Origin of the sequence: Nocardioides panaciterrulae, assembly GCF_013409645.1 — a bacterium.
In the GTDB taxonomy this organism is placed as follows: Bacteria; Actinomycetota; Actinomycetes; order Propionibacteriales; family Nocardioidaceae; genus Nocardioides; species Nocardioides panaciterrulae.
Genome location: NZ_JACCBG010000001.1, coordinates 1,087,679 through 1,112,521 on the forward strand (window position 1 = coordinate 1,087,679; position 24,843 = coordinate 1,112,521).

23 protein-coding genes are annotated in these 24,843 nt (G+C 74.3%); 17 read left to right on the forward strand and 6 right to left on the reverse strand.

Annotation, left to right across the window (positions count from 1 at the left end; all coding sequences use genetic code 11):
• Window position 1: 1 nt before the first annotated feature.
• Complete coding sequence (locus BJZ21_RS05085; RefSeq protein WP_179662758.1) at window positions 2-709, reverse strand: TIGR03089 family protein; 708 nt, start codon at window positions 707-709, stop codon at window positions 2-4.
• Window positions 710-781: 72 nt separating this feature from the next.
• Between BJZ21_RS05085 and BJZ21_RS05090 the strand changes: the two genes are divergently transcribed.
• Complete coding sequence (locus BJZ21_RS05090; RefSeq protein WP_179662759.1) at window positions 782-1,876, forward strand: mannose-1-phosphate guanylyltransferase; 1,095 nt, start codon at window positions 782-784, stop codon at window positions 1,874-1,876.
• Window positions 1,877-1,878: 2 nt separating this feature from the next.
• Here the strand turns inward: BJZ21_RS05090 and BJZ21_RS05095 are convergent, their stop codons facing one another.
• Genes BJZ21_RS05095 through cofD form a run of 3 tightly spaced genes read right to left on the reverse strand, consistent with a single transcriptional unit; the run spans window position 1,879 to window position 4,672 of the window.
• A complete protein-coding gene (locus BJZ21_RS05095) occupies window positions 1,879-2,634 on the reverse strand; it encodes a DUF3105 domain-containing protein (RefSeq protein WP_343051966.1) in 756 nt (251 codons plus the stop codon).
• 56 nt (window positions 2,635-2,690) lie between these two features.
• Window positions 2,691-3,650, reverse strand: coding sequence for a coenzyme F420-0:L-glutamate ligase (gene cofE / locus BJZ21_RS05100; protein ID WP_179662761.1), 960 nt, complete (start codon window positions 3,648-3,650; stop codon window positions 2,691-2,693).
• Complete coding sequence (gene cofD / locus BJZ21_RS05105) at window positions 3,647-4,672, reverse strand: 2-phospho-L-lactate transferase (RefSeq protein WP_179662762.1); 1,026 nt, start codon at window positions 4,670-4,672, stop codon at window positions 3,647-3,649. The genes cofE and cofD overlap by 4 nt, the downstream gene beginning before the upstream one ends.
• A 214-nt stretch (window positions 4,673-4,886) precedes the next feature.
• On the opposite strand from cofD, the gene BJZ21_RS05110 reads away from it, so the two are divergent.
• The 3 genes from BJZ21_RS05110 (at window position 4,887) to BJZ21_RS05120 (ending at window position 9,567) form a co-directional block, all read left to right on the forward strand.
• Window positions 4,887-5,171, forward strand: a complete 285-nt coding sequence (locus tag BJZ21_RS05110) for a WhiB family transcriptional regulator (protein ID WP_218851312.1) — start codon at window positions 4,887-4,889, stop codon at window positions 5,169-5,171.
• Window positions 5,172-5,269: 98 nt separating this feature from the next.
• Window positions 5,270-8,131: a glycosyltransferase family 2 protein gene (locus BJZ21_RS05115; protein ID WP_179662763.1), complete on the forward strand. Its 2,862-nt coding sequence runs from the start codon at window positions 5,270-5,272 to the stop codon at window positions 8,129-8,131.
• Window positions 8,128-9,567: a DUF5719 family protein gene (locus BJZ21_RS05120; RefSeq protein WP_179662764.1), complete on the forward strand. Its 1,440-nt coding sequence runs from the start codon at window positions 8,128-8,130 to the stop codon at window positions 9,565-9,567. Before BJZ21_RS05115 ends, BJZ21_RS05120 begins: the two co-directional genes overlap by 4 nt.
• A gap of 2 nt (window positions 9,568-9,569) precedes the next feature.
• On the opposite strand, the gene BJZ21_RS05125 is transcribed toward BJZ21_RS05120, so the two are convergent.
• On the reverse strand, window positions 9,570-10,019 hold the full coding sequence (locus BJZ21_RS05125; protein WP_343051967.1) for a metallopeptidase family protein: 450 nt from the start codon (window positions 10,017-10,019) through the stop codon (window positions 9,570-9,572).
• 48 nt (window positions 10,020-10,067) lie between these two features.
• On the opposite strand from BJZ21_RS05125, the gene BJZ21_RS05130 reads away from it, so the two are divergent.
• The 13 genes from BJZ21_RS05130 to BJZ21_RS05190 all read left to right on the forward strand — a co-directional run bounded on the left by BJZ21_RS05130 (window position 10,068) and on the right by BJZ21_RS05190 (window position 23,754).
• A complete protein-coding gene (locus BJZ21_RS05130; protein ID WP_179662765.1) occupies window positions 10,068-10,430 on the forward strand; it encodes a DUF3499 family protein in 363 nt (120 codons plus the stop codon).
• 48 nt (window positions 10,431-10,478) lie between these two features.
• Window positions 10,479-11,858 carry a phosphomannomutase/phosphoglucomutase gene (locus BJZ21_RS05135; RefSeq protein WP_179662766.1) on the forward strand — a complete coding sequence of 460 codons (1,380 nt, stop codon included), beginning with the start codon at window positions 10,479-10,481 and terminating at the stop codon, window positions 11,856-11,858.
• Window positions 11,855-12,019: a Trm112 family protein gene (locus BJZ21_RS05140; protein WP_179662767.1), complete on the forward strand. Its 165-nt coding sequence runs from the start codon at window positions 11,855-11,857 to the stop codon at window positions 12,017-12,019. Before BJZ21_RS05135 ends, BJZ21_RS05140 begins: the two co-directional genes overlap by 4 nt.
• 12 nt (window positions 12,020-12,031) lie before the next feature.
• Window positions 12,032-13,063 (forward strand): SIS domain-containing protein, encoded by a 1,032-nt coding sequence (locus BJZ21_RS05145; RefSeq protein ID WP_179662768.1) that lies wholly within the window; start codon window positions 12,032-12,034, stop codon window positions 13,061-13,063.
• A 49-nt stretch (window positions 13,064-13,112) separates the two neighbouring features.
• Window positions 13,113-14,105: a cation diffusion facilitator family transporter gene (locus BJZ21_RS05150; protein ID WP_179662769.1), complete on the forward strand. Its 993-nt coding sequence runs from the start codon at window positions 13,113-13,115 to the stop codon at window positions 14,103-14,105.
• Window positions 14,106-14,273: 168 nt separating this feature from the next.
• A complete protein-coding gene (gene ahcY, locus BJZ21_RS05155) occupies window positions 14,274-15,719 on the forward strand; it encodes an adenosylhomocysteinase (RefSeq protein WP_179662770.1) in 1,446 nt (481 codons plus the stop codon).
• A 92-nt stretch (window positions 15,720-15,811) separates the two neighbouring features.
• Window positions 15,812-16,525 carry an MtrAB system response regulator MtrA gene (mtrA, locus tag BJZ21_RS05160; protein WP_179662771.1) on the forward strand — a complete coding sequence of 238 codons (714 nt, stop codon included), beginning with the start codon at window positions 15,812-15,814 and terminating at the stop codon, window positions 16,523-16,525.
• A 3-nt stretch (window positions 16,526-16,528) separates the two neighbouring features.
• Window positions 16,529-18,157 (forward strand): MtrAB system histidine kinase MtrB, encoded by a 1,629-nt coding sequence (mtrB, locus tag BJZ21_RS05165; protein ID WP_179662772.1) that lies wholly within the window; start codon window positions 16,529-16,531, stop codon window positions 18,155-18,157.
• Window positions 18,154-19,908, forward strand: coding sequence for an LpqB family beta-propeller domain-containing protein (locus tag BJZ21_RS05170; RefSeq protein WP_179662773.1), 1,755 nt, complete (start codon window positions 18,154-18,156; stop codon window positions 19,906-19,908). The genes mtrB and BJZ21_RS05170 overlap by 4 nt, the downstream gene beginning before the upstream one ends.
• A gap of 93 nt (window positions 19,909-20,001) precedes the next feature.
• Complete coding sequence (locus tag BJZ21_RS05175) at window positions 20,002-20,739, forward strand: phosphoribosyltransferase family protein (RefSeq protein WP_179662774.1); 738 nt, start codon at window positions 20,002-20,004, stop codon at window positions 20,737-20,739.
• A 401-nt stretch (window positions 20,740-21,140) separates the two neighbouring features.
• Complete coding sequence (gene hpf / locus BJZ21_RS05180; RefSeq protein WP_179662775.1) at window positions 21,141-21,761, forward strand: ribosome hibernation-promoting factor, HPF/YfiA family; 621 nt, start codon at window positions 21,141-21,143, stop codon at window positions 21,759-21,761.
• 122 nt (window positions 21,762-21,883) lie between these two features.
• Complete coding sequence (locus BJZ21_RS05185) at window positions 21,884-22,567, forward strand: response regulator (protein WP_343051968.1); 684 nt, start codon at window positions 21,884-21,886, stop codon at window positions 22,565-22,567.
• Window positions 22,564-23,754, forward strand: coding sequence for a winged helix-turn-helix domain-containing protein (locus tag BJZ21_RS05190; protein ID WP_246298452.1), 1,191 nt, complete (start codon window positions 22,564-22,566; stop codon window positions 23,752-23,754). Before BJZ21_RS05185 ends, BJZ21_RS05190 begins: the two co-directional genes overlap by 4 nt.
• Here BJZ21_RS05190 and BJZ21_RS21660 read toward each other — a convergent pair.
• Entirely contained in the window at window positions 23,702-24,835 is a 1,134-nt protein-coding gene (locus tag BJZ21_RS21660) for a nucleotide disphospho-sugar-binding domain-containing protein (protein ID WP_179662776.1), read from the reverse strand. The two genes, BJZ21_RS05190 and BJZ21_RS21660, sit on opposite strands and share 53 nt — an antisense overlap.
• Window positions 24,836-24,843: the final 8 nt, after the last annotated feature.

A 24,843-nucleotide genomic window follows, 5' to 3' on the forward strand; every position in this document is an offset into this window, starting at 1 on the left:
CTCAAGGGAAGCGAGCCGTGGCGCGCTCGGCGACGTACGTCGCCTCGAGGCGCCCCGGTTCGGAGTGGGACACCAGGACCACGGAGCCGCCGCGCGCGAGCGGCTCCGCGAAGGAGGCGATCTCCGGTGGGGAAGCCGGGTTCGCCTCCGTGAGGAGACGGCCGCCGTCGGTGAGGAGACTCCCGGCGGCGGCCGTCCGCCACAGCTCCGCCTGGGGGACACCGGGGAGCGCGAGGTCCTCGGGCGCGGGTGGGTCGAACGGGACGAACGCGTCGGGCTGGCCCCAGATCTCCACGCCCACGTCGTGCACGCCCGGCGGCAGCGGGTCCGCGAAGCGCACCCCCAGCGGCAGCAGGGAGCACGCCAGCACCGGGAGCTCGCCCGCCCGCGCGGCCCAGGTGGCCAGACCGTCCGGTCCGCACACGACCGCGTCGGGGTGGTCGGCCGGTCCTACGACCAGCCCCACCGTCCACGCCGCCCCCAGGAAGACCGGGCCGAGCCAGTGCGACGGCAGGTCGAGGTGGAGCACCTGGCCGCGCTCGAGGTCGTGCTCGTCGGCCAGCAGCGACGCCGCCTTCGCCACCCAGTTGGCGTAGGTCGTGACCGACAGCTCGACCCGCTCGCCGCTCGCGTGGTCGTACCACGTGACCAGGGGGCGGCCGGGATCGGTGCGGAGCTGGCGTTCGAGCAGGGCGGCGAAGGTCGTCACTCCCCGCACCCTAGAGGCAGGACCCCAGAGGCAGGGCGGGGGAGCGGCGCTCGCCCCACCTATGCTGCGCCCATGCCTGCACATCCCCTCGAGGGCTTCTGGGCCGTGATCCCCGCCGGTGGTGCCGGGACCCGCCTGTGGCCGCTGTCGCGGTCCGCCTCGCCGAAGTTCCTCCACGACCTGACCGGCAGCGGGCACTCGCTGCTGCAGCAGACCAGGGCCCGGCTCGCCCCGCTGGCCGAGGACCGCTTCCTCGTGGTGACCGGCCGGGCGCACCGGGACGCCGTGGCGGCGCAGCTGCCCGAGCTGCCCGCCGAGGCGGTGCTCGCCGAGCCCTCGCCCCGCGACTCGATGGCCGCCATCGGGCTCGCGGCGGCGATCCTCGAGCGGCGCGACCCGACCGCGGTGATGGGCTCCTTCGCGGCCGACCACGTGATCAGCGACCCCGACGTCTTCGCCGACTCGGTGCGCACCGCGGTCGAGGCCGCCCGGGAGGGCTGGCTGGTCACGCTCGGCATCCGGCCGACGTTCCCGTCCACCGCCTTCGGCTACATCCACCTCGGCGACGCCCTGCCCGGCCTCACCGGCGCCCGGGAGGTCCGCGCGTTCGTGGAGAAGCCGTCGCGCGAGGTCGCCGAGGAGTACGTCGCGACCGGGGTCCACCGTTGGAACGCCGGCATGTTCGTGGTCCGGCCCGGGGTGCTGCTGGACCTGCTCGGCCGCTGGCACCCGGAGTTCGCGGCCCGCCTGCGGGAGATCGCCGCCGCCCCCGAGCTCCTGGAGGAGGTCTGGCCCACGCTGCCGCGGATCGCGCTGGACCACGCCGTGGCCGAGCCGGCCGCCGAGGCGGGCCGCGTGGCCGTCGTACCCGCGGACTTCGGCTGGGAGGACATCGGGGACTTCGACTCGCTGGCCGCGCTGCTCGGGGCCGACCGGGAGCCGGCGGCGGGTCCCACCGTGCTCGGGGACGAGACCCTGGTGCGCCCGGTCGACGCCACGGGGCTGGTGGTGCCGGGCTCCGGTCGGGTCGTGGCCGTGATCGGGCTGGAGGACGTCGTGGTCGTCGACACCCCGGATGCGCTGCTGGTGACCACCCGGGCGCACGCCCAGCGGGTCAAGCAGGTCGTCGCCGACCTGCGCGAGGCCGACCGCGGCGACCTCGTCTGACGTCACATCGACTGCGGCTCCGGGGAGTCGGTGTAGGGGTACTGCAGCATGAAGGAGGACAGCGCCGCGCCGGAGACGTCGGAGCAGTACTCGAAGACGCCCTTCTGCTTCTTCGGGTCGGTGTTGCCCGACCCGCCCGCCGACCAGTGCGTGAAGGCGACGTGCTGGCCGTCCGGGAACTTCTTGCCGCCCTCGTCGGAGGGCTTCCAGGGCGCGGCGATGAACTTGTGGCGCCAGTTGGTGGTGCCGCCCAGCTTGTCGGCGATCGCGCGGAGCTGGTCCATCGCCTTGCTGTCCTGGGCGATGGTCTGGTCGTACCACAGGATCGTGTAGCCGTGCTCGAGGTTGTGCACCAGCGCCTCCAGCGGCGGCCGGTCGCTGGTGTAGAGCTTGCGGGCCATCGGCGCGGGCGCCAGGCCGGCGACGTTCCAGTGCGGACCGAACGCGGGCGGCGCGGTCTTGTAGTCGACATGGGTGCCCTGCGGCACGTGGTCCTGGTTGCCGTCGGCCGGCTTGGTGAACGGCTTCTGGCACACCGACGCCGGGGCGCCGATCTCGGCCAGGGTCTTGCTGGCGTAGGCCCGCTGGTCCCACCAGTCCTTGACCGGCTTGAAGGCGGCGGCGCCCACGATCAGCACCGCGACGACCACGCACACCAGCACGATCATCAGCCCGCGGCGCTGCTCGCCGCTGCGCTGCTTCTTGAGGGTCTGCGCGATGACCGCCTGGCGGTCGGACTTGGCGGGCTTCTTGGCCACGGGGCGGCTTCCTCGGGTCGTGCGGGCGCGCGGACGCGCAGGTTCGGGGGCAGAGTCTACGTACGGACGGGACGCAATCGGAGCCGGCCGCCCGCCGGAGCGTCGTCGGCCCGCCAGCCGTGGGCGAACGCGACCGCGGTGACCGCGCATGCGTCCACGTCGCGCCCGGCCAGGCTGACCGCGTCCGGGCCCTCGGGCACGACGTCCAGCCCGCTCCCGAGCACCGTGCGCAGCGCCTCGACCAGCTCCCCGGCGGACGCGGCGGCGCCGAAGCAGACCCGGTCGGCCGGGTCGCCGGCCAGCGCTCGGACGACGGCCTCGCGGGCGCCGTACCCGAACAGGTCGGCCCCCTCGCGGCGCACCAGCGCGGCCGCGCCCGGGCCGTCCTGCTCCGGGGGCAGCACGTGGCGCGCCAGGCCGCGGACGACGGCGAAGGGCCGCCCGCCGAGCTTGCCGGAGGCGAGCTCGGCCGCGCCCGCGATCTCGTCGGCGATCGCCGGTGCGGTGACCGCCAGGGTGTTGCCGTGGGCGTCGGTGCGCCCGGCGAAGTCCTCCAGCACCCGGACGCCCGCGGCGCCGATCGCGATGTCGGTCTGGCCCTCGCGCCAGGCGCGCCCCGCGGTGTCGGTCACGACCACGCCGACGTTGACGCCGGCCCGCTCCCGCAGCGCGCGGCGCAGGGCGCGCGCGGACCCGTCGGGGTCCTCGGGGAGCAGCACGACGGTGCCGGCGACCGTGTTCGAGGCGTCGATGCCCGCGGCGGCCATGGTCAGCCCGTGGCGGGTGCGCGCGATCGTGGTCGGGCCGCGTCGTGCCACCACCCGGGCGGTTTCACCGGGCAGCGCCTCCTCGCGGGTGCCGGGCCGGACCCGTCCCTCGGCCTTGCTCACCACCTTGCTGGTGACCACCACGACGTCGCCGTCGACCGGGTCGACCAGCGGGAGGAGCAGCGCGGCCAGGTCGTCGCCGGCGTGCACCTCGGGGACGCCGTCGGGGGCGTGGACCTCGAGGCTCACCGCCCCGAGCCGCCCTCGACCAGGCGTACGGCGGCCCGGGCCATCGCGGCCGTGGCGTCGTGGTCGGTCATCATCAGCGGCACGGCCTCGCAGGCGATGCCGGCGCCGGTCAGCCGCGGGACCTGGTCGGCGTCCCGCTCGTCGATGAGCCAGCCGTCGAGGATCCCGCCCTCGGCGCGGCTGCCGTAGTGCAGCCCGACGCCGGCGGCGCTGACCTCGACGCCGATCGCGGTGAGCACCTGCTCGGCCATGCCGCGCACGTGGGTGCCGCCGACGATGGGGGAGAGGCCGACCACCGGGGCGGTGGTCGCGGCGAGCGCCTCGCGGACCCGGGGCACCCCGAGGATGGTGCCGATCGACACCACCGGGTTCGAGGGTGGCAGCACCACCAGGTCGGCGTCGGTGATGGCGTCGATGACGCCGGCCGCGGGGGCGGACCGGTCGAGGCCGACGAAGACCAGTGCCTCGGCCGGCACCTGGGCGCGCAGCCGCACCCAGTACTCCTGGAAGTGCACGACGCGGCGCCCGCTCGGCGCCTCGGCGTCCGCGATCGCCACGTGGGTCTCGATCCGGTCGTCGCTCATCGGCAGCAGCCGGACCCGGTCGCCCCAGGTCGGGGCCAGCCAGCGCCGGCACAGCGCCTCGGTCACCTGGGAGAGGGAGAAGCCGGCGTCGAGCATCTGGGTGCGCACCAGGTGGGTGGCCACGTCCCGGTCGCCGAGCCCGAACCAGGTCGGCTCCACGCCGTACTCGGCGAGCTCGGTGCGCACGCTCCAGGTCTCCTCGCGCCGGCCCCAGCCGCGCTCGGGGTCGATGCCGTCCCCGAGGGTGTACATCACCGTGTCCAGGTCGGGGCAGACCTTCAGCCCGTGGACCCACAGGTCGTCGGCGGTGTTGGCGACGACAGTGACCTCGGCCCCCGCGTCGATCCCGGGGAGCGCCCCGGTCGTGAGGCCGTGCAGGAGGCCCTGCAGGAACCGGGCACCACCGATTCCGCCGGAAAGCACCGTGATGTTGCGCATGGGGCATATCTTTACCCACCACGGGGTGCCCCCTGCCCGGCGGCAGGGCCGGGAGACCCCAGTGGCATGGCCCGTTCGGGTGGTTGCTCCCCCTATACCAGATCCCCGCTTGACTTCCGGTGCACGACAGGCATGTAATTCCCACAGTGTTCTTCGCAGGATCGAGCCGGTCCTTCCGATAAGGAGAGCGGCTCGCGAGGGGCTAGCGGGATGAATGCAGTACCGGGTCGAAAGGGCGAGGGCCGTGAGAGAACTCTTTCTCCTCGACGGGGACGCCGAAGCAACGGGGTGGCAGGAGCGCGCGCTGTGCGCGCAGACGGACCCCGAGGCTTTCTTCCCCGAAAAGGGTGGATCGACAAGGGAGGCCAAGAAGGTCTGCCTGACGTGCGAGGTGCGTGACGAGTGCCTCGAAGCCGCACTGATGAACGACGAGCGCTTCGGGATCTGGGGCGGCCTCTCCGAGCGGGAGCGGCGCAAGCTCAAGAAGCGCGCGGTCTGACGGTGGTCGGGTGTGCCCCGGTGACGGGGCGCACACCCGGCTGACCGGGGGGTCACCCGGCCCCCGGGCAGGGCCGGGGCCCGTTAGGGTTCTTGGTCATGCCCACGACGGTCACAGCGCTGCTGGTCAGCCACGACGGGGCGCGCTGGCTCCCCGCGGTGATCGCGGGACTCCGGGCGCAGACCCGGCCGGTGGATCGCGTGGTGGCGGTCGACACCGGCAGCAAGGACGGCAGCGCCGAGCTCGTGGAGAGCGCCTTCGGCGCGGTGCTCCGGCTGCCCGGCTCCACGTCCTTCCCTCAGGCGGTGGTCGCCGGCCTCGACGACAGCCCCGACGCGGGCCCGGGCGAGTGGGTCTGGATCCTCCATGACGACGCCAACCCCGACCCGGATGCGCTCGCGGCGCTGCTGGAGGCCGCCGAAGAGCATCCGGACGCCGACGTGCTCGGCCCCAAGCTGCGGGAGTGGCCCTCCCTGCGCCGGCTGCTCGAGCTGGGCGTGACGATCTCCGGCACCGGCCGCCGGGAGACCGGCCTCGAGCGCGGCGAGTACGACCAGGGCCAGCACGACCAGGTCCGCACCGTGCTGGCGGTCAACACCGCCGGCATGCTGGTGCGGCGCCGGCTGCTCGAGGAGCTGGGCGGCTTCGACGACCAGCTGCCGATCTTCGGCAACGACATCGACTTCGGGTGGCGGGCCGCGGCCGCCGGGCACCGCACGATCGTGGTGCCGCAGGCGGTGGTGTTCCACGCCGAGGCCGCCCACCGGGGCGTCCGGCGGACGCCGCTCACCGGCCGGCACACGCACTACCAGGAGCGCCGGGCCGCGCTGTTCACGCTGCTGGCGAACTCGCGGGCCCGTGCGCTGCCGTTCCAGCTGCTCCGCCTGGGCCTGGGCACGCTGCTGCGGATGATCGGCTTCCTCCTCGTCCGCTCGGTCGGCGAGGCGCTCGACGAGCTCGCCGCGCTGGTCTCGCTCTGCTCCAGCCCGCGCCAGATCCTCGCCGCGCGCCGGTCGCGGCAGGGCCGGCAGGTGACCGACCCCGCCACGTTGCGCGGGCTGCTCGCGCCGGCCTGGGTGCCCTACCGGCACGGGCTGGACTTCCTCGGCGACGTGGTCACCGCGGTCACCCTGCAGGCGCAGGACGTCGCGGAGCGGCGCCGGGCGGCCGCCGCCGAGAACGAGCCGCCGCCGGTGGTGCGGCGCCCGGTCGCGCGGGACGAGGACGTCATCGGCGACGACACCGGCCTGGTGGCGCGGTTCGTGACCAGCCCGGTCGCCCTCGCGATCGGGCTGTTCGTCGTGCTGGCGCTGATCGGTGCGCGCCCCGCCTTCGCCAGCCTCGCCGGCGGCGGTCTCTCCCCGGTGCCCGGGCAGGCGGGGGACTGGTGGCGGCTGTGGGCCGAGTCCTGGCACCCGCTGGGCCAGGGCACCGACGTGCCGGCGCCGGCGTACGTGCTGCCGCTCGCGCTCGCCGCGACCCTGCTGGGCAGCCCGTCCGCGGTGGTGACCGCGATCTTCGTGCTGGTCGTCCCCCTCGGCCTGTGGGGAGCGTGGCGCTTCCTGCGGGTCGCGGGCCGGCTGGCCTCCCGCGCCGGCTCCCCGCGGCTGCTGCTGCTGTGGGGCGCGGCGACCTACGCGCTCGTCCCGGTCGTCAGCGGCGCCTGGGGCGACGGCCGTCTCGGCACCGTCGTGGTGGCCGCGCTGCTGCCGTGGCTGGCGCACGCCGCGCTCGGCTTCGCCGACCCCGATCCCGACCGCCGGTGGCGCGCGGCGTTCCGGACCGGCCTGCTGCTCGCGGTGGGCTCGGCGTTCGCGCCCGGACTGTGGTTCTTCGCGCTGCTGCTGGGGCTCGTCGTCACCGGCGCCGCCGCGGTGGTGGTGCGCTCGGCCCTGCGGGACCGTTCCGCCTGGGGGCCGCCGGCCACGGCGCTGGCCCTGGTCCCGCTGCTGCTGCTGCCCTGGTGGCTGCCGGCCCTGCTCAACGGTGCCGGGCGCGCGCTGGTGCTGGAGACCGGTCGGCTGCCGGTCGCGGCCGTGGACTCCTGGGGCCTGCTGACCGGCCGGGTCGGCGACCTCGGCGGGCCGACCTGGCTCGGCGCCGTGCTGGCCGTCCTGGCGCTCCTGGCCCTGGTGCCGCGCGCCACCCGCATCCCGGTGCTGGTGTGCTGGATCGTCGCGGCGGTCGCCGCGGTGACCGCCGCCGTGTGGGGCGGGTTCACGCTCGACCTGGCCGCCACCTCGACGCCGGCGGGGCTCGGGTTCCTCGTCGTGGTCCTCCAGGGCGCCTTCGTCGTGGCCGCGTCCCTCGGCGGCCAGGCGCTGGCCCGCCAGCTCGCTCCGGCCTTCCCGGCCTGGCGCCGGGGAGCGGCGGCGGTCCTCGCCGTGGCCGCCACCGTGGTGCCGGTCGTCGGGCTGGGCTGGTTCGTGGCCGGCGGTCACGACCGGCTCGACGAGACCGCGGGCGAGGGGATCCCGGCGTACATGGTCCTGAGCTCCAAGGAGGGGCCCGCGCACGGCATCCTGGTGCTGCGCGGCGACGTCCGGCACGGCCTGACCTACTCCGTGCGCCGGGGTGACGGCGTGACCCTCGGCGAGGACGAGATCGTCGACCTGACCCCCGAGGACACAGGCTTCACCCGCACCGTGCGCACGCTGGTCTCCCGGCCCACCCCGTCGGTGGTCAACGCGCTCGGCGCGGACGGCATCGAGTACGTCGTGCTGCCGGCTCCCGCCGACGGTGACGTCGCCGCGACCCTGGACGCCACCGGCGGGCTGGTCCAGGCCAGTGCCGAGAACCGCTCCACCCGGGCGTGGCGAGTGGCCCGCCCGCTGTCGGCGTCGGCCGTGGAGGGCCCCCGCTCGTGGCTGCGGATCGGGCTGCTGGTCCTGCAGGGGCTGGCGATCGTGGTGGTCGCGGTGCTCTGCGCGCCCACCAGCGAGAGGAGGCGGCCCCGATGAGCGGCCAGAATCCCGGCCCGACTCCGAGCCCGACTCCCGGCCCGACCTCGGGCAACCGCGCTCGGCGCTCGGCGCGCGGCCGCCTGTCCCTCGACCTGGTGGGGGTGCTCGCGATCGTGCTGCCGCTGGTGACCCTGGGCGCGGCGCTGCTGCTGCACGTCGACGGTGTCCACCGCAGGGCCGCGCAGCCCACCCGGACCCCGCTGACCAGCGCGTCGATCGTGTGCCCGGCGCCGCTGACGGGTGCCCCGGCGGCCTACCTGTCCACCACCCGCGCGGGGGTGGAGGGGAAGGTCGCGCTGCGCAGCGACGACGGCCGCTCCTCGGCGCACCTCGCCGAGGGCGAGGTGACCACCGTGCGCGGCGGGTCCGGGCCCCTGATCGCGACCGGCACCGGCGACCTCGCCCCCGGGCTGGTCGGCGCCCGCTTCGGTCCCTCCGACCACCTCGCGGTGACGGCCTGCCGCCCCACCTCGCCCGACCAGTGGTTCACCGGGGTCGGGGGAGCGGCGACGCACAGCTCGGTGCTCGAGCTCGTGAACCCCGACGCGGGGCCCGCGGTCGCCGACGTCACGGTGCTCGGCGGCACCGGCCAGGTCGACGTCGCGAAGCTGCACGGCGTGTCCGTGGCCGGTCACTTCAGCGTGCAGCTCGACCTCTCCGAGGTCGCGCCGAGGCGCGGGGACCTCGCGTTGCACGTCGTCAGCGAGCGGGGCCGGATCGCGGCCTCGGTGCTCGACGGGTCCGACCAGCTGGGCGGCGGCGCAGCCAGCCAGGACTGGCTCGCGCCCCAGCCGGCGCCGACCACCGACAACTACGTGCTGGGCCTCGCCCCCGGCTCCGGCACCCGGATCCTGACCCTGGCCAACGACTCCGAGGACGAGGTCCGGGCCAGCATCCGCTTCGTCACCGAGGACTCCGTCTTCGCCCCCGAGGGCGTCGACGAGGTGCGGGTCCCGCCGCAGTCGGCGACCCGGGTCTCGCTGGCCTCGGCGCTCGGCGCCCGGAGCGCCGACGGCGTCGTGGGGCTCGAGATCACCTCCAGCGCACCGGTGACCGCGACGCTCCGCACCCTGGTCGGTGGGGACCTCTCGCACTCGGTGGCGGGTCCCGCCCTGCGCAGCGGGACCTCGGTGATCGTGCCGTCCGGCAGCAAGCAGGTGGTGGTCGCCGGCGCCCGGGGCGTCGGCGCGGTCACCGTCGTGGCCCGCTCCGCCTCGGGCAGGCAGCTGGCCAGCACCCGCACCGGCGTACGCCCGGGTCGCGGCGCGGTCGTGAAGGTCCCCGCGCGCGCCGCCCTGCTCCAGGTCACCCCCCAGGGGACGGCCGTGCACGCCGCCGTGGTGGTGAGCGGCGCCGGCGCCGCGGTGATCCCGCTCGAGGACCCGGTGTTGAACGGGCTGGTGCCCGACGTCGGCCCGGGCCTGCCCCGCTAGCGTCAGTCCCGGTCGTCGCGCTCGTAGCGCGGGTCCACGTCCTCGGCGTCCATCCCGAGCAGCTCGGCGACCTGCTCCACGACCACGGTGAGGACCATCGCCTCCAGCTCGGAGCGGTCCTCGCACCGGTGCTCGATCGGACGGCGGAAGAGCACCAGCCGGGTCGGCCGGCCGGCGGTACCGCGGACGAGCGAGGACAGCGGGACGGTGCCGGTGGTCCAGTCGTCGGGGAGCTGCGGGGTGTCCTCGACCGCGTACTCCACCAGGCCGAGCCGCTGCTGCCAGCGGTCGTCGATCTCGGTCACGATGCCCAGTGCGAGGTCGTCGAACCGCTCGCGCCGGGTGCGCAGCTCGGGCTGGCCGGGGATCCGGGGCAGCACCCCCGGCCCGCGCATGCCGCGGCCGCGCCGGTCCCGGCGGCGGGGTCGTCCCTGGCGGCTGACGTCGTCCACGCCGCGAGCCTAATCCGGGCGCCGGGTCCCGGGGGGTACCGTCGGCCCGTGAGTTCCGTCCGCCGCTGCTCGCGCGCCGCCTGTGGTCGCACCGCGGTCAGCACGCTGACCTACGTGTACGCCGACCAGACGGCCGTGCTCGGTCCGCTGGCGACCTACGCGGAGCCCCATGCCTACGACCTCTGCGAGGTCCACAGCGAGCGCCTCTCGGCCCCCCGCGGGTGGGAGGTGCTGCGGCTGGCCCCGGACCCCAGCGCGCAGGGCCCCAGCAGCGACGACCTGCTCGCGCTCGCCGACGCGGTCCGCGAGGCGGCCCGCCCGGCGCCCCAGCCGCTGCGTCCGCCGCCCGCCGCAGAGACCGGTCGCGAGACCGGTCGGCGGGGCCACCTGCGGGTGCTGCGCACCGAGTAGTCAGGTGCTGCGCACCGAGTAGTCCCGCGGGTCCCCTAGGCTCCGGGCATGCCCGACACGCTCGATCCCGCGAACCTCGACGCCGTCTTCAAGGCCTACGACGTGCGCGGCGTGGTCCCCGACCAGATCGACGAGCACCTGGCCCGGGCGATCGGCCGGGCGTTCGTGGAGGTCGTCAAGGCGGGCACCGTGGTGGTCGGGCACGACATGCGGCCGAGCTCGCCCGGCATGGCCGGCGCCTTCGCGTCCGGTGCCAGCGAGGCGGGCGCCGACGTGGTCATGGTGGGGCTGGCCTCCACCGACCAGCTCTACTTCGCCTCGGGCCACCTCGACCACCCCGGCGTGATGTTCACCGCCAGCCACAACCCCGCGCAGTACAACGGGATCAAGATGTGCCGGGCCGGGGCCCAGCCGGTGGGCATGGAGACCGGGCTCGCCGAGATCCGCGACGCGGTGCGGCAGGGCGGCCCGCCGACCGCGGGACCGCAGGGCACGATCAGCGAGCACGACGTGCTCGAGGCCTACGCCGCCCACCTGCTGCGCCTCGCGCCGGTGCGCGGCCGTCGGCTCAAGGTCGTGGTCGACGCCGGCAACGGGATGGCCGGACACACCGCGCCGGCCGTCTTCGGCCGGCTCGGGGAGGACCGGGTCGAGCTGGTGCCCCTGTACTTCGAGCTCGACGGCACCTTCCCCCACCACGAGGCGAACCCCATCGAGCCCGCCAACCTCGTCGACCTGCAGCGGCGGGTGCTCGCCGAGGGGGCCGACATAGGCCTGGCCTTCGACGGTGACGCCGACCGCTGCTTCGTCGTCGACGAGCGCGGCCGGGCGGTCTCGCCGTCGACGCTGACCGCGCTGATCGCCGCCCGCGAGCTGGCCAAGGAGCCGGGTGCGGCCGTGATCCACAACCTGATCACCAGCCGCGCCGTCCCCGAGCTGGTGACCGAGCTCGGCGGCCGGCCGGTGCGCACCCGGGTGGGGCACTCCTACATCAAGGCCACGATGGCGGAGACCGGGGCGATCTTCGGCGGCGAGCACAGCGGCCACTTCTACTTCCGGGACTTCTGGCGGGCCGACTCGGGGATGCTCGCGGCGCTGCACACGCTGGCCGCCCTGGCGGAGACCGAGCGCCCGCTCTCGGAGCTGCTCGTCGAGCACGAGCGCTACGTGCTCTCCGGGGAGATCAACTCCACCGTCGCCGACCAGGCCGCCGTGACGGCCGAGGTCGAGGCGGCGTACGCCGGGAGGGACGGCGTCTCCGTCGACCGGCTCGACGGGCTGACCGTCAGCCACCCAGACTGGTGGTTCAACGTCCGGCCGTCGAACACCGAGCCGCTGCTCCGGCTCAACGCCGAGGGCCGGGACGAGGCCACCATGACCGAGGTCCGCGACGCCGTGCTCGCGATCATCAGGAGGGAACGCCCGTGAACATCGACCCCCGGCTGCTGGAGATCATCGTCTGCCCGCAGTGCCGGTCCGGGCTCGAGCCCGTGGCCGAGGAGCTCGTCTGCACCGGCTGCGGCCTCGCGTACCCGGTGCGGGACGACATCCCCGTGCTGCTGGTCGACGAGGCCCGCAAGCCGGCCTGAGGAGCAGCGGCCATGGCGACCTGGTTCGACGAGTCCCGCCTCGACGACGAGGCGGTCCTCGCCCACGACGACCCGCTGCTGCGCCCGCTCGCCGAGGCCGGCGCCCGGGTGCGCCGGGAGTCGATCGACGCCTCGGCGGCCGCCGCGGAGGCGGTGGCCCGCAGCCAGGACCAGTCCCGGCCGCGCGCGGTCATCGCCGCGGGTCCGGACTCACGGCTGCTGCGCGCGGTCCTCGAGCCCTGGTGCCCGGTGCCGTTCGTCGCCTGGCCCGGACCGATGCTGCCCGGGTGGGCCGGGAGCCTGGACCTGGTCGTGGTCCTGGCGCCGGACGGTGGTGACACCGGCACCGCCTCGGCGGTCGCGGAGGCGATCCGTCGCGGCTGCCAGGTCGTGGCCGCCTGCCCGCCGGACTCGCTGGTGGCCCGGCACGCGGTCGGGCGCTGGGCCACGCTGCTGCCGACGGTCACCCGGGACCAGCTGGCCACCGCGGTGGTGATGCTGGAGTACCTCGACCGGGTCGGGCTCGGTCCCCGCGCGGACGCCGGCGTGGTCGCCGAGGCCCTCGACGCGGTCGCGATCGCCTGCTCGCCGCACCGGGACCTCGCGGTCAACCCCGCCAAGATGCTCGCGATCGCGCTCGCCGACGCCACCCCGTTGGTGTGGGGCGGCTCGGTGCTGGCCGCCCGCGCGGCCCGGCGCGTCGCCGAGTCGATCCGGCGGGCCAGCGGTCGCACCGCGCTCGCCGGCGACGCCGAGCACCTGTTGCCGGTGCTCGAGGCGGCCCGGGCCCGCAACGTCTTCGACGACCCGGTGGCCGACGGCGGCGGCGAGCTCCGGCCGATGCTCCTGGTGCTCGACGACGGCGCCGAGGACCCGGTGGTGGTCGAGCAGCGCGGACGCCTCGAGGGCGCCGCGCGCGGCCGCGACATCCGGGTGGAGACCGTGACCACCGACGCGCCCACCGAGGTCGCGCGCTACGCCTCGCTGCTGCTCAGCGGCACCTACGCCGCGGCGTACCTCCGGCTGGGGCTGGTCGAGGAGTAGGCCCCCGCGAGCGCGGTCGCGTGCCGCGCGACCCGATAGCCTTCCGCGCATGTCGGCAGAGGGCGGGAACCGGGCGGTCATCGCGGCGCTGATGGCCAACCTGGGCATCGCGGTGACCAAGTTCGTGGCGTTCTTCCTCACCGGGGTGAGCTCGATGCTGGCCGAGGCGATCCACTCGGTCGCCGACTCCGGCAACCAGCTCCTGCTGCTGCGCGGCGGCAAGAGGGCGCAGAAGGGGGCGACCCCCGAGCACCCCTTCGGCTACGGCCGCGAGCGCTACGTCTACTCCTTCATCGTCTCGATCGTGCTGTTCTCCCTCGGGGGCCTGTTCGCCCTCTACGAGGCGTGGCACAAGTACCACGAGGTGCACGCCGCCCACGGGCACCCGGCCGACTCGATCCTCGACAGCCGGTGGTGGTGGGTGCCCCCGCTCGTGCTCGGCGTCGCGATCGTGCTCGAGGGCATGTCCTTCCGGACCGCGATCGGAGAGGCCCGCAAGATCAAGGGCGGCGCCACCTTCGCGCAGTTCATCCGGCGGGCCAAGCAGCCCGAGCTGCCGGTCATCCTGCTCGAGGACTTCGCCGCCCTCATCGGTCTCGGGCTGGCCCTGGTCGCGGTGGTGCTGGCGCTGCTGACGCAGAACCTCTACTTCGACGTGGCCGGAACAGCGCTGATCGGGGTGCTGCTGGTCGTGGTCGCTGTCGTGCTGGCCACCGAGACCAAGAGCCTGCTGCTCGGGGAGTCGGCCAGCCTGCCGGCCCAGCAGCGCATCACCGACGCGCTCGCCGGCACGCCCGGCGTCGAGCGGATCATCCACATGAAGACGATGCACCTCGGCCCCGAGGAGCTGCTGGTGGCCGCGAAGATCGGCGTGCGGTCCGGCGCGACGTCCGTCGAGGTCGCCGACGCCATCGACGCCGCCGAGGTGGCGATCCGCGAGGCCGAGGCCACGGCGCAGGTCATCTACCTCGAGCCGGACATCTACCGCAGCGACTACGTGCCCGCCGAGCGCCCCGAGCCGCCGGCGCCCGCCGGGCACTGATCCGCCGGGCACTGATCCGCCGGCATCCCCGGACCGGGTGAGGCTGCGCCGGAAATTCTGCGCGGGGTGACCCCGCGTTCTAGTCTGGCGGGGTCCGCGCGGGAGATCCCGAGGACGCGCAGATGCGCGACGCAGACGCTGGCTCCACATTTTCCGAGGAGACAACTGATGGACCACAAGGTCGCCGACCTGAGCCTGGCCGACTACGGCCGGACCGAGATCACCCTCGCCGAGCACGAGATGCCGGGCCTGATGGCCATGCGCGCGCGCTACGGCGACACCAAGCCGCTGGCAGGGGCCCGGATCGCCGGCTCGCTGCACATGACCATCCAGACCGCCGTCCTGATCGAGACCCTGGTCGCGCTGGGCGCCGAGGTCCGCTGGGCGTCGTGCAACATCTTCTCCACCCAGGACCACGCCGCGGCCGCGGTCGTCGTCGGCCCCGAGGGCACGGCGGAGAACCCCCGGGGCGTCCCGGTGTTCGCCTGGAAGGGCGAGACGCTGGAGGAGTACTGGTGGTGCACCCAGCAGATCCTGCAGTGGCCCGGCGGCGAGTTCGCCAACATGATCCTCGACGACGGCGGTGACGCGACGCTGCTGGTCCACCTCGGGGTCGAGGCCGAGAAGTCCGGCCAGGCGCCGGACCCGGCGACCGCGAAGAGCCACGAGCAGAAGGTCGTCTTCGAGACGCTGCAGGCCTCGCTCGCGCAGAGCGACGACCGCTGGACCAAGATCGCCAACGAGATCCGCGGCGTCACCGAGGAGACCACCACCGGCGTGCACCGGCTCTACGACATGATGAAGGAGGGCTCGCTGCTCTTCCCCGCCATCAACGTCAACGACTCGGTGACCAAGTCGAAGTTCGACAACAAGTACGGCTGCCGCCACTCCCTGATCGACGGCATCAACCGGGCCACCGACGTGCTGATCGGCGGCAAGGTCGCGGTCGTGTGCGGCTACGGCGACGTCGGCAAGGGCTGCGCGGAGTCGCTGCGGGGCCAGGGCGCGCGCGTCATCGTCACCGAGATCGACCCCATCTGCGCCCTGCAGGCCGCGATGGACGGCTACCAGGTGGCCACCCTCGACGACGTGCTCGAGGTCGCCGACCTGGTCATCACCGCGACCGGCAACCGCGACGTGGTCACCGTCGAGCAGATGGCCCGGATGAAGCACCAGGCGATCCTGGGCAACATCGGCCACTTCGACAACGAGATCGACATGGCCGGCCTCGAGAGCTACCCCGGCGTGGAGCGCAAGACCGTCAAGCCCCAGGTCGACGTGTGGACCTTCCCGGCCGCCGGCGAGCGCGAGGGGCACTCGATCATCGTGCTCTCCGAGGGCCGCCTGATGAACCTCGGCAACGCGACCGGCCACCCGTCGTTCGTCATGTCCAACTCCTTCACCAACCAGGTCCTGGCCCAGGTGGAGCTGTTCACCAAGCCCGAGGAGTACCCGGTCGGCGTCTACGTGCTGCCCAAGCACCTCGACGAGGAGGTCGCCCGGCTGCACCTGGCGGCCCTGGGCGTGCGGCTCACGACGCTCACCGACGACCAGGCCGCCTACCTCGGCATCGACGTGTCCGGACCCTACAAGTCCGAGCACTACCGCTACTGAGTCGAGCTCCTCGAGGGCCGTCCGGACCTGGTCCGGGCGGCCCTCGTGCCTCACCTCCCACGGTGCGGACGCCCGACTGGCAGAATCGGACCATGACGCAGCCCGCCGTACCGCAGGTCGAGAACTCCTGGAAGGGACGCATCCTCGTCGTCGACGACGACGCCTCCCTCGCGGAGATGCTCACGATCGTGCTGCGGCAGGAGGGTTTCGACAGCCGCATGTGCACCCGCGGCGACCTGGCCGTGGAGGAGTTCCGCGACTACCGGCCCGACCTGGTGCTGCTGGACCTGATGCTGCCGGGCAAGGACGGCATCGACGTGTGCAAGGAGATCCGCGCGGAGTCCGGCGTCCCCATCGTGATGCTCACCGCCAAGGGCGACACCGTCGACGTCGTGGTCGGCCTGGAGTCCGGTGCCGACGACTACGTCGTCAAGCCGTTCAAGCCCAAGGAGCTGGTCGCCCGCATCCGGGCCCGGGTCCGCCGGTTCGAGACGCCGGCGCCGGAGTCGCTGACGATCGGTGACCTGAGCATCGACGTGGCCGGGCACTCGGTGACCCGGGACCGCGCCCCCATCAACCTGACCCCGCTCGAGTTCGACCTGCTGGTCTGCCTGGCGCGCAAGCCGTGGCAGGTCTTCACCCGCGAGGTGCTGCTCGAGCAGGTGTGGGGCTACCGGCACGCGGCCGACACCCGGCTGGTGAACGTGCACGTGCAGCGGCTGCGCTCCAAGGTCGAGCACGACCCGGAGAACCCCGAGATCGTCGTGACCGTGCGTGGCGTCGGGTACAAGGCGGGGAACCCCTAGTCCGTGTCTCCCGGTGCGCTGCCCCCGCGCGGCATCCCTTCGGGGCTGCGCCGGGCCCTGACCTTCTGGCGCCGCTCCATCCAGGCGCGGGTCGTCGCGAGCACGCTCGTGCTCTCGGCGGTCGTGGTCAGCATCGTCGGCTGGTACCTGCTCCAGCAGACCCGCCAGGGGCTGCTCGACCACCGGGTCGCCGCGGTCGTGGCGGAGGCCAACAACGAGACCACCGAGGCCCGCAACCGGCTCGCCGCCGCGCCGGGCACCGACATCGATGCCGCCTCCCAGCAGCGCGAGCTGGTCGAGCCGATCATCGAGCGCGGCCTGACCCGCGGGTTCGACGTGGTGCTGGCCGGACCGGTGGGGGAGGGCGGCCGGATCGCCGACGGCGGCGCCGAGTCGACCCCCGGGCTCGACCTCGCCAGCGTCCCGACCTCGCTGGAGGCCCACTTCGACCGGATCGCCGGGACGGCCTGGACCTACACGCGCATCCGCAGCACCGGCAACAGCGGTGTGGAGACCGACACCCCCGGCGTGGTCGTCGGCTCCCAGGTCACCCTGCGCGCGGACGGCGGGACCTACACGCTCTACTACCTCTTCCCGCTCGACGAGGAGCGGCAGACGCTGGCCCTGGTGACCCGCGCCCTGCTGACCGCCGCGGTGCTCCTGCTGGTGCTGGTCGCCGGGATGACCTGGCTGGTCACCCGGCAGGTGGTCACCCCGATCCGGATGGCCCGCCAGGTCGCCGAGCGGCTGGCGTCCGGGCAGCTGCAGGAGCGGCTCCGGGTCGCCGGCGAGGACGACCTGGCCCGCCTGGCCACGTCGTTCAACCAGATGGCCAGCAACCTGCAGCGGCAGATCCGTCAGCTCGAGGAGCTCAGCCGGGTCCAGCGGCGGTTCGTCTCCGACGTGTCCCACGAGCTGCGCACCCCGCTGACGACCGTGCGGATGGCCAGCGACGTGCTGCATGACGCGCGCCACGATTTCGACCCGGTCACCGCGCGCGCCGCCGAGCTGCTGCAGACCGAGCTGGACCGCTTCGAGACGCTGCTGGTGGACCTGCTCGAGATCAGCCGGTTCGACGCCGGCGCGGCGGTCCTCGACGCCGAGGACGTCAACCTCGTCGACGTCGCCCACCGGGTCGTGGACATGACCCGGCCGCTGGCCGAGCAGCGCGGCGTCCACGTCGTGGTCCAGGCGCCGAGCCACCCGTGCCTGGCGGAGGCCGACGTACGCCGGGTCGAGCGGATCGTGCGCAACCTGGTCACCAACGCCATCGACCATGCCGAGTCCCGGGGACCCGAGCCCGAGGTGGTGATCCAGGTGGCCGGGGACGACCACGCCGCCGCGGTGGCGGTGCGCGACTACGGCGTCGGCCTGGCGCCGGGGGAGGCGGCCATGGTGTTCAACCGGTTCTGGCGGGCCGACCCGGCCCGGGCGCGGACCAGCGGCGGCACCGGCCTGGGGCTGGCGATCTCGCTGGAGGACACCCACCTGCACGGCGGCTGGCTGCAGGCCTGGGGGCGGCCCGGGCGGGGCGCGCAGTTCCGGCTGACCCTGCCCCGGCGGGCCGGGACGCCGCTGCGGCAGAGCCCGCTGCCGCTGGTGCCCAGCGACGCCGAGGAGGTGGTCTCGTGAGCCGCCGCCGCCCGTGGGCCCTGGCCGTGGTCGTCACCGCGGTGACGCTCGTCCTGTCCGGCTGCGTGCGGCTGCCGGAGAGCGGACCGGTCGTCGAGACCAGGTCGGCCGGCTCGCTGGACGACCAGCCGATCATCAACATCGACCCGCGGCCCCCGCAGCCGGGCGCCTCGGCCACCGAGGTGGTCAAGGGCTTCCTCGACGCGATGACCGCCACGCCCATCCAGACCACGGTTGCGCGCGAGTTCCTGGCCAAGGACCTGCGCACCTCGTGGAACCCGCAGCGCCGGCTGATCACCTACGCCGACGCGTCCCCACCGCGGCTGCGCGGGCCGAGCAAGGTGGCGGTCACGCTCACCAGTGCCGACCAGCTCGACGCCCGGCTGGCCTGGCAGGGCCGGCTGCCGCGGTCGAAGCGGGTCGTGGACTTCCCGGTGACCATGGAGAACGGGGAGTACCGCATCGAGGATGCCCCGAACGCGCTGATCGTGCCGGAGACGTGGTTCGAGCAGCGGTTCCGCGAGGTCTCGCTGTACTTCTTCGACCCCACCGCCACCATCCTGGTCCCCGAGCCGGTCTTCGTGCCCCGGGGCGACCAGTTGACCACCGCCCTGGTCAAGGGCCTGCTCCGCGGTCCGGGCACCGAGCTGGACCGGGTCTCGCGCAGCTTCATCCCGCCGGGCCTCGACTACGGCGTCTCGGTGACGGTCTCGGACGCCGGCGTCGCGGACATCTCCCTCAAGGGCGACGTGAGCCCCGAGAACTCCCAGGCGGTGGACCTGATGATGGCCCAGTTCGCCTGGACGCTGCGGCAGGACCCCGCGGTGCGAGCCTTCCAGGTCACCGTCGGGGGCCAGCAGATCCAGCTGCCCGGCGGCGTGAGCGAGGTCAGCGTCGAGGAGGGTGCGGCCTACGACCCCACGGGCTTCCGCTCCAGCTCGCTGCTCTACGGCCTGCGCGACGGGCTGCTGGTCTCCGGGACCGCCTCGGGGCTCGACCCCGTCGACGGCCCGCTCGGCCAGGACCGCGAGGGGATCCGCTCCCTCGCGGTGAACCTCGACGCGACCCGGGCCGCCGGGGTCACCGACGACGGCAGCGCGGTGGTCGTGGCCCCCGTGCACGCGCCGGGGACGGAGGTGCGCCAGGAGGCCAGCGGGGCCAGTGACCTGCTACGGCCGGCCTGGGACTTCGCCGACCGGCTCTGGCTGGTGGACCGCACGCCCGGGGGCGCCCGGATCTCCTACGTGTGGCACGACCGGCTGACCGCCCTGCAGGTCTCCGGCATCACGGGGCGCCAGGTCCGTGGCTTCCTCGTCTCGCGTGACGGCTCGCGGCTGGTCGCGGTGGTCCACCGCGGGCGGGCCGGGGACGCGATCATGGTCAGCCGGATCAAGCACGACGACCAGGGCCGGGTGCTCGGCGCCGAACGGGCCCAGCGCCTGGTCTGGGAGGGCAGCGGGCGGCTGCGGATCCGGGACCTTGCCTGGCGCACCACCACCAGCATCGCCGTGCTGAACCTGGTGGGCGACCAGCTCGCCCAGGTCCGCGCGCTGCCGCTCGACGGGTCGCCGCCGGCGATCGGCAGCCTGTCGACGACGCTCCCCGGCAACATCGAGGGCCTGGTCGGCTCGCCGGCTCCCAGCGAGGACCTCTACGCCCGGACCCGGTCCAGCCTGCGCGACCTGTCCAGCTCGGGGAGCGGGCTGCAGAACCTCGAGTCGGGGACCACCGCGCTGGGCTACGTGGGCTGACCCCGGTCCGGGCCGGTCCCGCCCGGCCGGCCGGCGTCCACAGGTGCGCCGCCGGCGCTTGTGGGGACGGCGGTGCTCTGGTCCGATCGGGAGGTGCCCGAGGCCCTGCCGCCGCCACTGCGCGACGCGGCCGCCGACCTGCTGCTCGGCGGCCGGTGCCTGGCGTGCGCCCGGCCGGGGCGGTTGCTGTGCGCGGGCTGCGCCGCCGAGCTGCCGGGCGGCGCGCGCCCGTCCTGGCCCTCCCCGCCGCCGCCGGGGCTGGCCCCACCCTGGGCGGCCGCGGAGTACGCCGGGACCGTGAAGGCGCTCGTGGTCGGCCACAAGGAGCGACGCCTGGTCGGCCTGCGCGGGCCGCTGGGTCGGCTGCTCGCGCAGGCCGTGGCCGCCGCCCTGGCCGGGGCCGGCGACGGGGCTGGCGAGGGGGAGCGGGTGGTGCTGGTGCCGGTGCCCTCCCGCCCCGGCAGCGTGCGGGCCCGCGGCTACGACCCGACGTACGCCCTGACGACGGTGGCCGCGCGACTGGTGCGGCCCGGGACGGAGGTCTCGGTGGCGCGGCTGCTGCGCAGCCGACCCGGCGTGGTGGACCAGGCGGGGCTCGGCGCGGCCGCCCGGGCGGCGAACCTCGCGGGCTCGATGGCCTGCCCGGACAGCGGCCTGCGCCGGCTCGCCCGTCGCGGCCGCCGCGTGCGGGTGGTGCTCTGCGACGACGTGCTCACCACCGGCGCCACGGCCCGGGAGGCCCAGCGCGCGCTGGAGTCGGTGGGCCTGCAGGTGGCTGCCGTGGCCGCCGTGGCGGCCACCCGGCGCCGGTTGCCGCCGTCGCGCCGGTGATTTCGGGCCCGACCTTTCGTCGCGCCCGGTGGTCCACTAGCGTCGGTGCATGGAGTCCGTCCGGGTCCGTGGTTGCGTCGTCGAGGTGCCCCGGCCCGGGGCGCCCCGTCGGCTAGCCGATGCCAGTCGCAGGCGAAGCGGCCCACGTAAGTCCCGCGGCGCGTCCGCGGGGCGATCACGGTGCGGCTTAGAGGTAAGTCCTGCCTCGTCCTCGTCGTCAGACACGGCGCCGGGCGGGAGAAGGGTAGTAGTGGCAGAGAAGCTGCGAACCCCTCAGCAGGCGGTTGTGGGGTCGAAGACCAGGTCGGCCGGGCGGACTCCTCCCACTCCCGTGCCCGCGAATCCTGCGCGCACGAAGCGGAGCGGGTCCTGAGAAACCAACCAAGCACCGGGAGGTTCACATGGAAGTTGTGGTCACGGGTCGGCACTGCGAGGTGTCGGATCGGTTCCGCAGTCATGTCAACGAGAAGCTGACGCGGCTCGAGAAGCACGACCACCGCATCATCCGGGTCCATGTGGAGGTGGACTGCGAACCCAATCCGCGCCAGCACGACCGGGCGGTCCGGCTGGAGCTGACGGCCTTCTCCAAGGGGCCGGTGATCCGGGCCGAGGCCGCGGCCGAGGACAAGATGGGTGCGCTCGACATCGCCCTGGACAAGATGGCCGCGCAGATGCGCCGCGCGGCCGACCGCAAGCGCATCCACCGGGGCCGCCACGCCCCCGTGTCGGTCGGGCAGGCTCTCGCGGACAGTCCGGTCGAGGTCCCCGCGCCCCGCGACGAGTCGGTGACCGAACGCCAGGTGGGCCCCATCGCCGTCACCGGCGACGGCCCGTTGGTGGTGCGCGAGAAGACGCACTCGGCCGTCCCGATGACCCTCGACCAGGCGCTCTACGAGATGGAGCTGGTCGGCCACGACTTCTACCTGTTCGTGGACAAGGAGAGCGAGCGACCGGCGGTGGTCTACCGCCGGCGCGGCTACGACTACGGCGTGATCTCGCTGGACCTGGACAGCCAGGCCTAGCCCCGCCGCACCCCGCCGCGGTCCCGGCGGGAAGGGAGGGATGGTCCGTCCGGGCCATCCCTCCCTGCTGTTCGGGCCACATGCGGGTCCCGTCCGGGTCCCGTCCGTGCCATGATGCGCACGTGGCCGATCACGAGACCGAGTCAGAGCCCGAGCCCATCCGGGTCCTGGTCGTCGACGACCAGGAGCTGTTCCGTCGTGGGCTGACGATGCTGCTGGCCGTCGAGCCCGGCATCGAGGTGGTCGGCGAGGCCGGCGACGGCATCGAGGGGACGACCCTGGCCGCGAGCGCGGCGCCCGACGTGATCCTGCTGGACATCCGGATGCCCAAGCGGTCGGGCATCGAGGCCTGCCTGGCCATCAAGGACGCCGTCCCGTCGGCCAAGATCATCATGCTGACCGTCTCCGACGAGGAGGCCGACCTCTACGAGGCGGTCAAGAGCGGGGCCTCGGGCTACCTGCTCAAGGACTCCTCGATCGAGGAGGTCGCGCAGGCGGTGCGGGTGGTCGCGGACGGCCAGTCGCTGATCAGCCCCTCGATGGCGGTCAAGCTCATCGACGAGTTCAAGCAGATGTCCCGCCCCGAGCGCGAGCACGTGCCCGGGTTGCGGCTCACCGAGCGCGAGCTCGAGGTGCTGCGGCTGGTCGCCAAGGGGCTGAACAACCGCGAGATCGCCAAGCAGCTGTTCATCAGCGAGAACACCGTCAAGAACCACGTGCGCAACATCCTGGAGAAGCTGCAGCTGCACTCGCGCATGGAGGCGGTCATGTACGCCGTCCGCGAGAAGCTGCTCGATCTGCCTTGACCGAGCGTCTGTCCACCGCCCAGGCGCGCCGCGTGGCCCTGGCCGCCCAGGGGTTCCTGGACAAGCGGCACGCGGTGCCGACGATGCGGACCTTCGCGCGCACCCTCGAGCGCACCGGCGTGCTCCAGGTCGACTCGGTCAACGTGCTGCAGCGCGCGCACTACATGCCGCTCTACTCGCGGATGGGCCCCTACGACGTCGACCTGCTGCACCGGGCCGCCGAGCGCCGCCCCCGGCGGGTGGTGGAGTACTGGGCCCACGTCCAGGCGTTCATGCCGGTCGAGCTGTGGCCGGTGATGCAGCACCGGATGGCGGAGTACCGCACCCGCCGCGGCAAGTGGGGGATCGTCGACGAGGACCCGGAGCTGGAGAAGAGCCTCCTGGAGGAGGTCCGCGACCGGGGTGCCTCGACCGCGCGCGACCTCGACGACGGCCTGCCCCGGGCCAAGGAGCACTGGGGCTGGAACTGGTCCAACACCCGCCGGGTCCTGGACTTCCTCTACACCGTCGGCGACCTGGCGATCGCGGGCCGCAACGGCCAGTTCGAGGTGCTCTACGACCTGCCGGAGCGGGTGATCCCGCGCGCGGTCCTGGACCGGCCCACCCCCTCGGCCGCCGAGGCGAACCGGGAGCTGGTCCGCCGGGCGGCCCGGTCCCACGGCGTGGCCACCGCGCAGTGCCTGCGCGACTACTACCGGATGCACAACCGGCACGTCGGCCCCGCGATCGAGGAGCTGGTCGAGGAGGGGGAGCTGGTGCCGGTGCGGATCGACGGGTGGAGGCGGCCGGCGTACCTCCACCGCGACGCGCGGCTGCCGCGCCGGGCCCACGCCCGAGCGCTGCTGAGTCCCTTCGACCCGCTGGTGTGGGAGCGGGAGCGCACCGAGCGGCTCTTCGACTTCCGCTACCGGATCGAGATCTACGTGCCTGCTGCGCAGCGGGTGCACGGCTACTACGTGCTGCCGTTCCTGCTCGGCGAGCGCATCGTCGGCAGGGTCGACCTCAAGGCCGACCGCCGGGCCGGCCGGCTGCTGGTCAAGGCGGCGTACGCCGAGCCGGGTGCCCCGGGCGAGACCGCGGAGGAGCTGGCCGCCGAACTGCGCGACCTGGCCGGCTGGCTCGGCCTGTCCGAGGTCAGCGTCGAGCCGAGGGGCGACCTGGCCCCGGCCCTCGCAGCCCTGGCCTGAGCAGCGCCTCGATCCGGTCCGCCCCGTTCGCCGCACCGGGCCTGGCGCGGATCGCGGCACCCAGCCGGGCGGCCGCCTCGCGGTGCGGGCCCGGGGCGAGCAGGCCGGCCAGCGCCGGCGCCAGCTCGGCCGGCTTCGCGGAGCGCCCGACCACCGCGCCGGCACCCGCCGCGGCGACGCTGGCGCCCACCATCGGCTGGTCCAGGAACGGGTGCATCGGCATGACGAGCACCGGCAGGTCGTGGGCCAGCGCCTGCATGGTCGTGCCGTGACCGCCGTGGCCCACCACCAGCGACATGGCCGGCATCACCTCGGCATGGGGGACGTAGCGGTGCACCTCGGTGTTGGCCGCCGGACGCAGCCCGGCCGGGTCGATCGCCGGACCGGTGGTGGCGACGACCCGGGCCTCGAGGTCGCCGGCCGCGTCGAGCAGGGACTGCAGGCGCCCGGTCATGCCGGGGAAGGCGTAGGTGCTCAGGCTGATCAGCACGGCGGGCTCCCGGGCCTCCGGCCGAGGGCCCAACGGCGGGACCACCGGGCCGATGAAGTCGAGGGCCGTCGCGTGCGGGGCGCGGCTGCCGGCGTCCAGCTCGGGCAGGGTGGCCACGAGGGTGGCCGCCGCACCGGCCAGCGAGCGGGTCGGCCGGAGGCGGCGGACCCGCATCCCCACGCCGAGCGGGCCGCGCAGCCACGGGCCGCGCAGGTAGGCGTCGTAGAGGTGCTCCAGGACGACGTACCGGGTGCCGGACTCGCGCAGGGCCTCCATGGCGCCGAAGAGCAGGCAGTCCACGACGACGAGGTCGGCGGGGGAGCGGCGCAGCGAGTCGAGCAGGTCCCGGCCCATCCCGCGGTCGCCGAACATCGCCAGCTGGGCGAGCGGTGATCCCGGCGCGAGGGACGAGAAGGGGCGAGCCGTGGCGTAGGCCTCGTGCTCGAAGCCGGCCGCCTGCACCGGGCGACGGTTGGCCTCGTGCCCGAGGAAGCGGACCTGGTGGCCGCGGCGGGCGAGCTCGGTGGCGAGGCCGAGCGCGGGCGGCAGGTTGCCACCGCCGTCCCAGGTGACGAAGAGGATCTCGGGCACGGGGACTC

Excerpts from the sequence above, each read along its gene's own strand:
- BJZ21_RS05090 (WP_179662759.1), top strand. The coding sequence starts at position 782 with ATGCCTGCACATCCCCTCGAGGGCTTCTGGGCCGTGATCCCCGCCGGT.
- cofD (WP_179662762.1), bottom strand. The coding sequence starts at position 4,672 with ATGCGCAACATCACGGTGCTTTCCGGCGGAATCGGTGGTGCCCGGTTC.
- BJZ21_RS05110 (WP_218851312.1), top strand. The coding sequence starts at position 4,887 with ATGCAGTACCGGGTCGAAAGGGCGAGGGCCGTGAGAGAACTCTTTCTC.
- BJZ21_RS05115 (WP_179662763.1), top strand. The coding sequence starts at position 5,270 with ATGCCCACGACGGTCACAGCGCTGCTGGTCAGCCACGACGGGGCGCGC.
- BJZ21_RS05120 (WP_179662764.1), top strand. The coding sequence starts at position 8,128 with ATGAGCGGCCAGAATCCCGGCCCGACTCCGAGCCCGACTCCCGGCCCG.
- BJZ21_RS05135 (WP_179662766.1), top strand. The coding sequence starts at position 10,479 with ATGCCCGACACGCTCGATCCCGCGAACCTCGACGCCGTCTTCAAGGCC.
- BJZ21_RS05145 (WP_179662768.1), top strand. The coding sequence starts at position 12,032 with ATGGCGACCTGGTTCGACGAGTCCCGCCTCGACGACGAGGCGGTCCTC.
- BJZ21_RS05150 (WP_179662769.1), top strand. The coding sequence starts at position 13,113 with ATGTCGGCAGAGGGCGGGAACCGGGCGGTCATCGCGGCGCTGATGGCC.
- ahcY (WP_179662770.1), top strand. The coding sequence starts at position 14,274 with ATGGACCACAAGGTCGCCGACCTGAGCCTGGCCGACTACGGCCGGACC.
- mtrA (WP_179662771.1), top strand. The coding sequence starts at position 15,812 with ATGACGCAGCCCGCCGTACCGCAGGTCGAGAACTCCTGGAAGGGACGC.
- hpf (WP_179662775.1), top strand. The coding sequence starts at position 21,141 with ATGGAAGTTGTGGTCACGGGTCGGCACTGCGAGGTGTCGGATCGGTTC.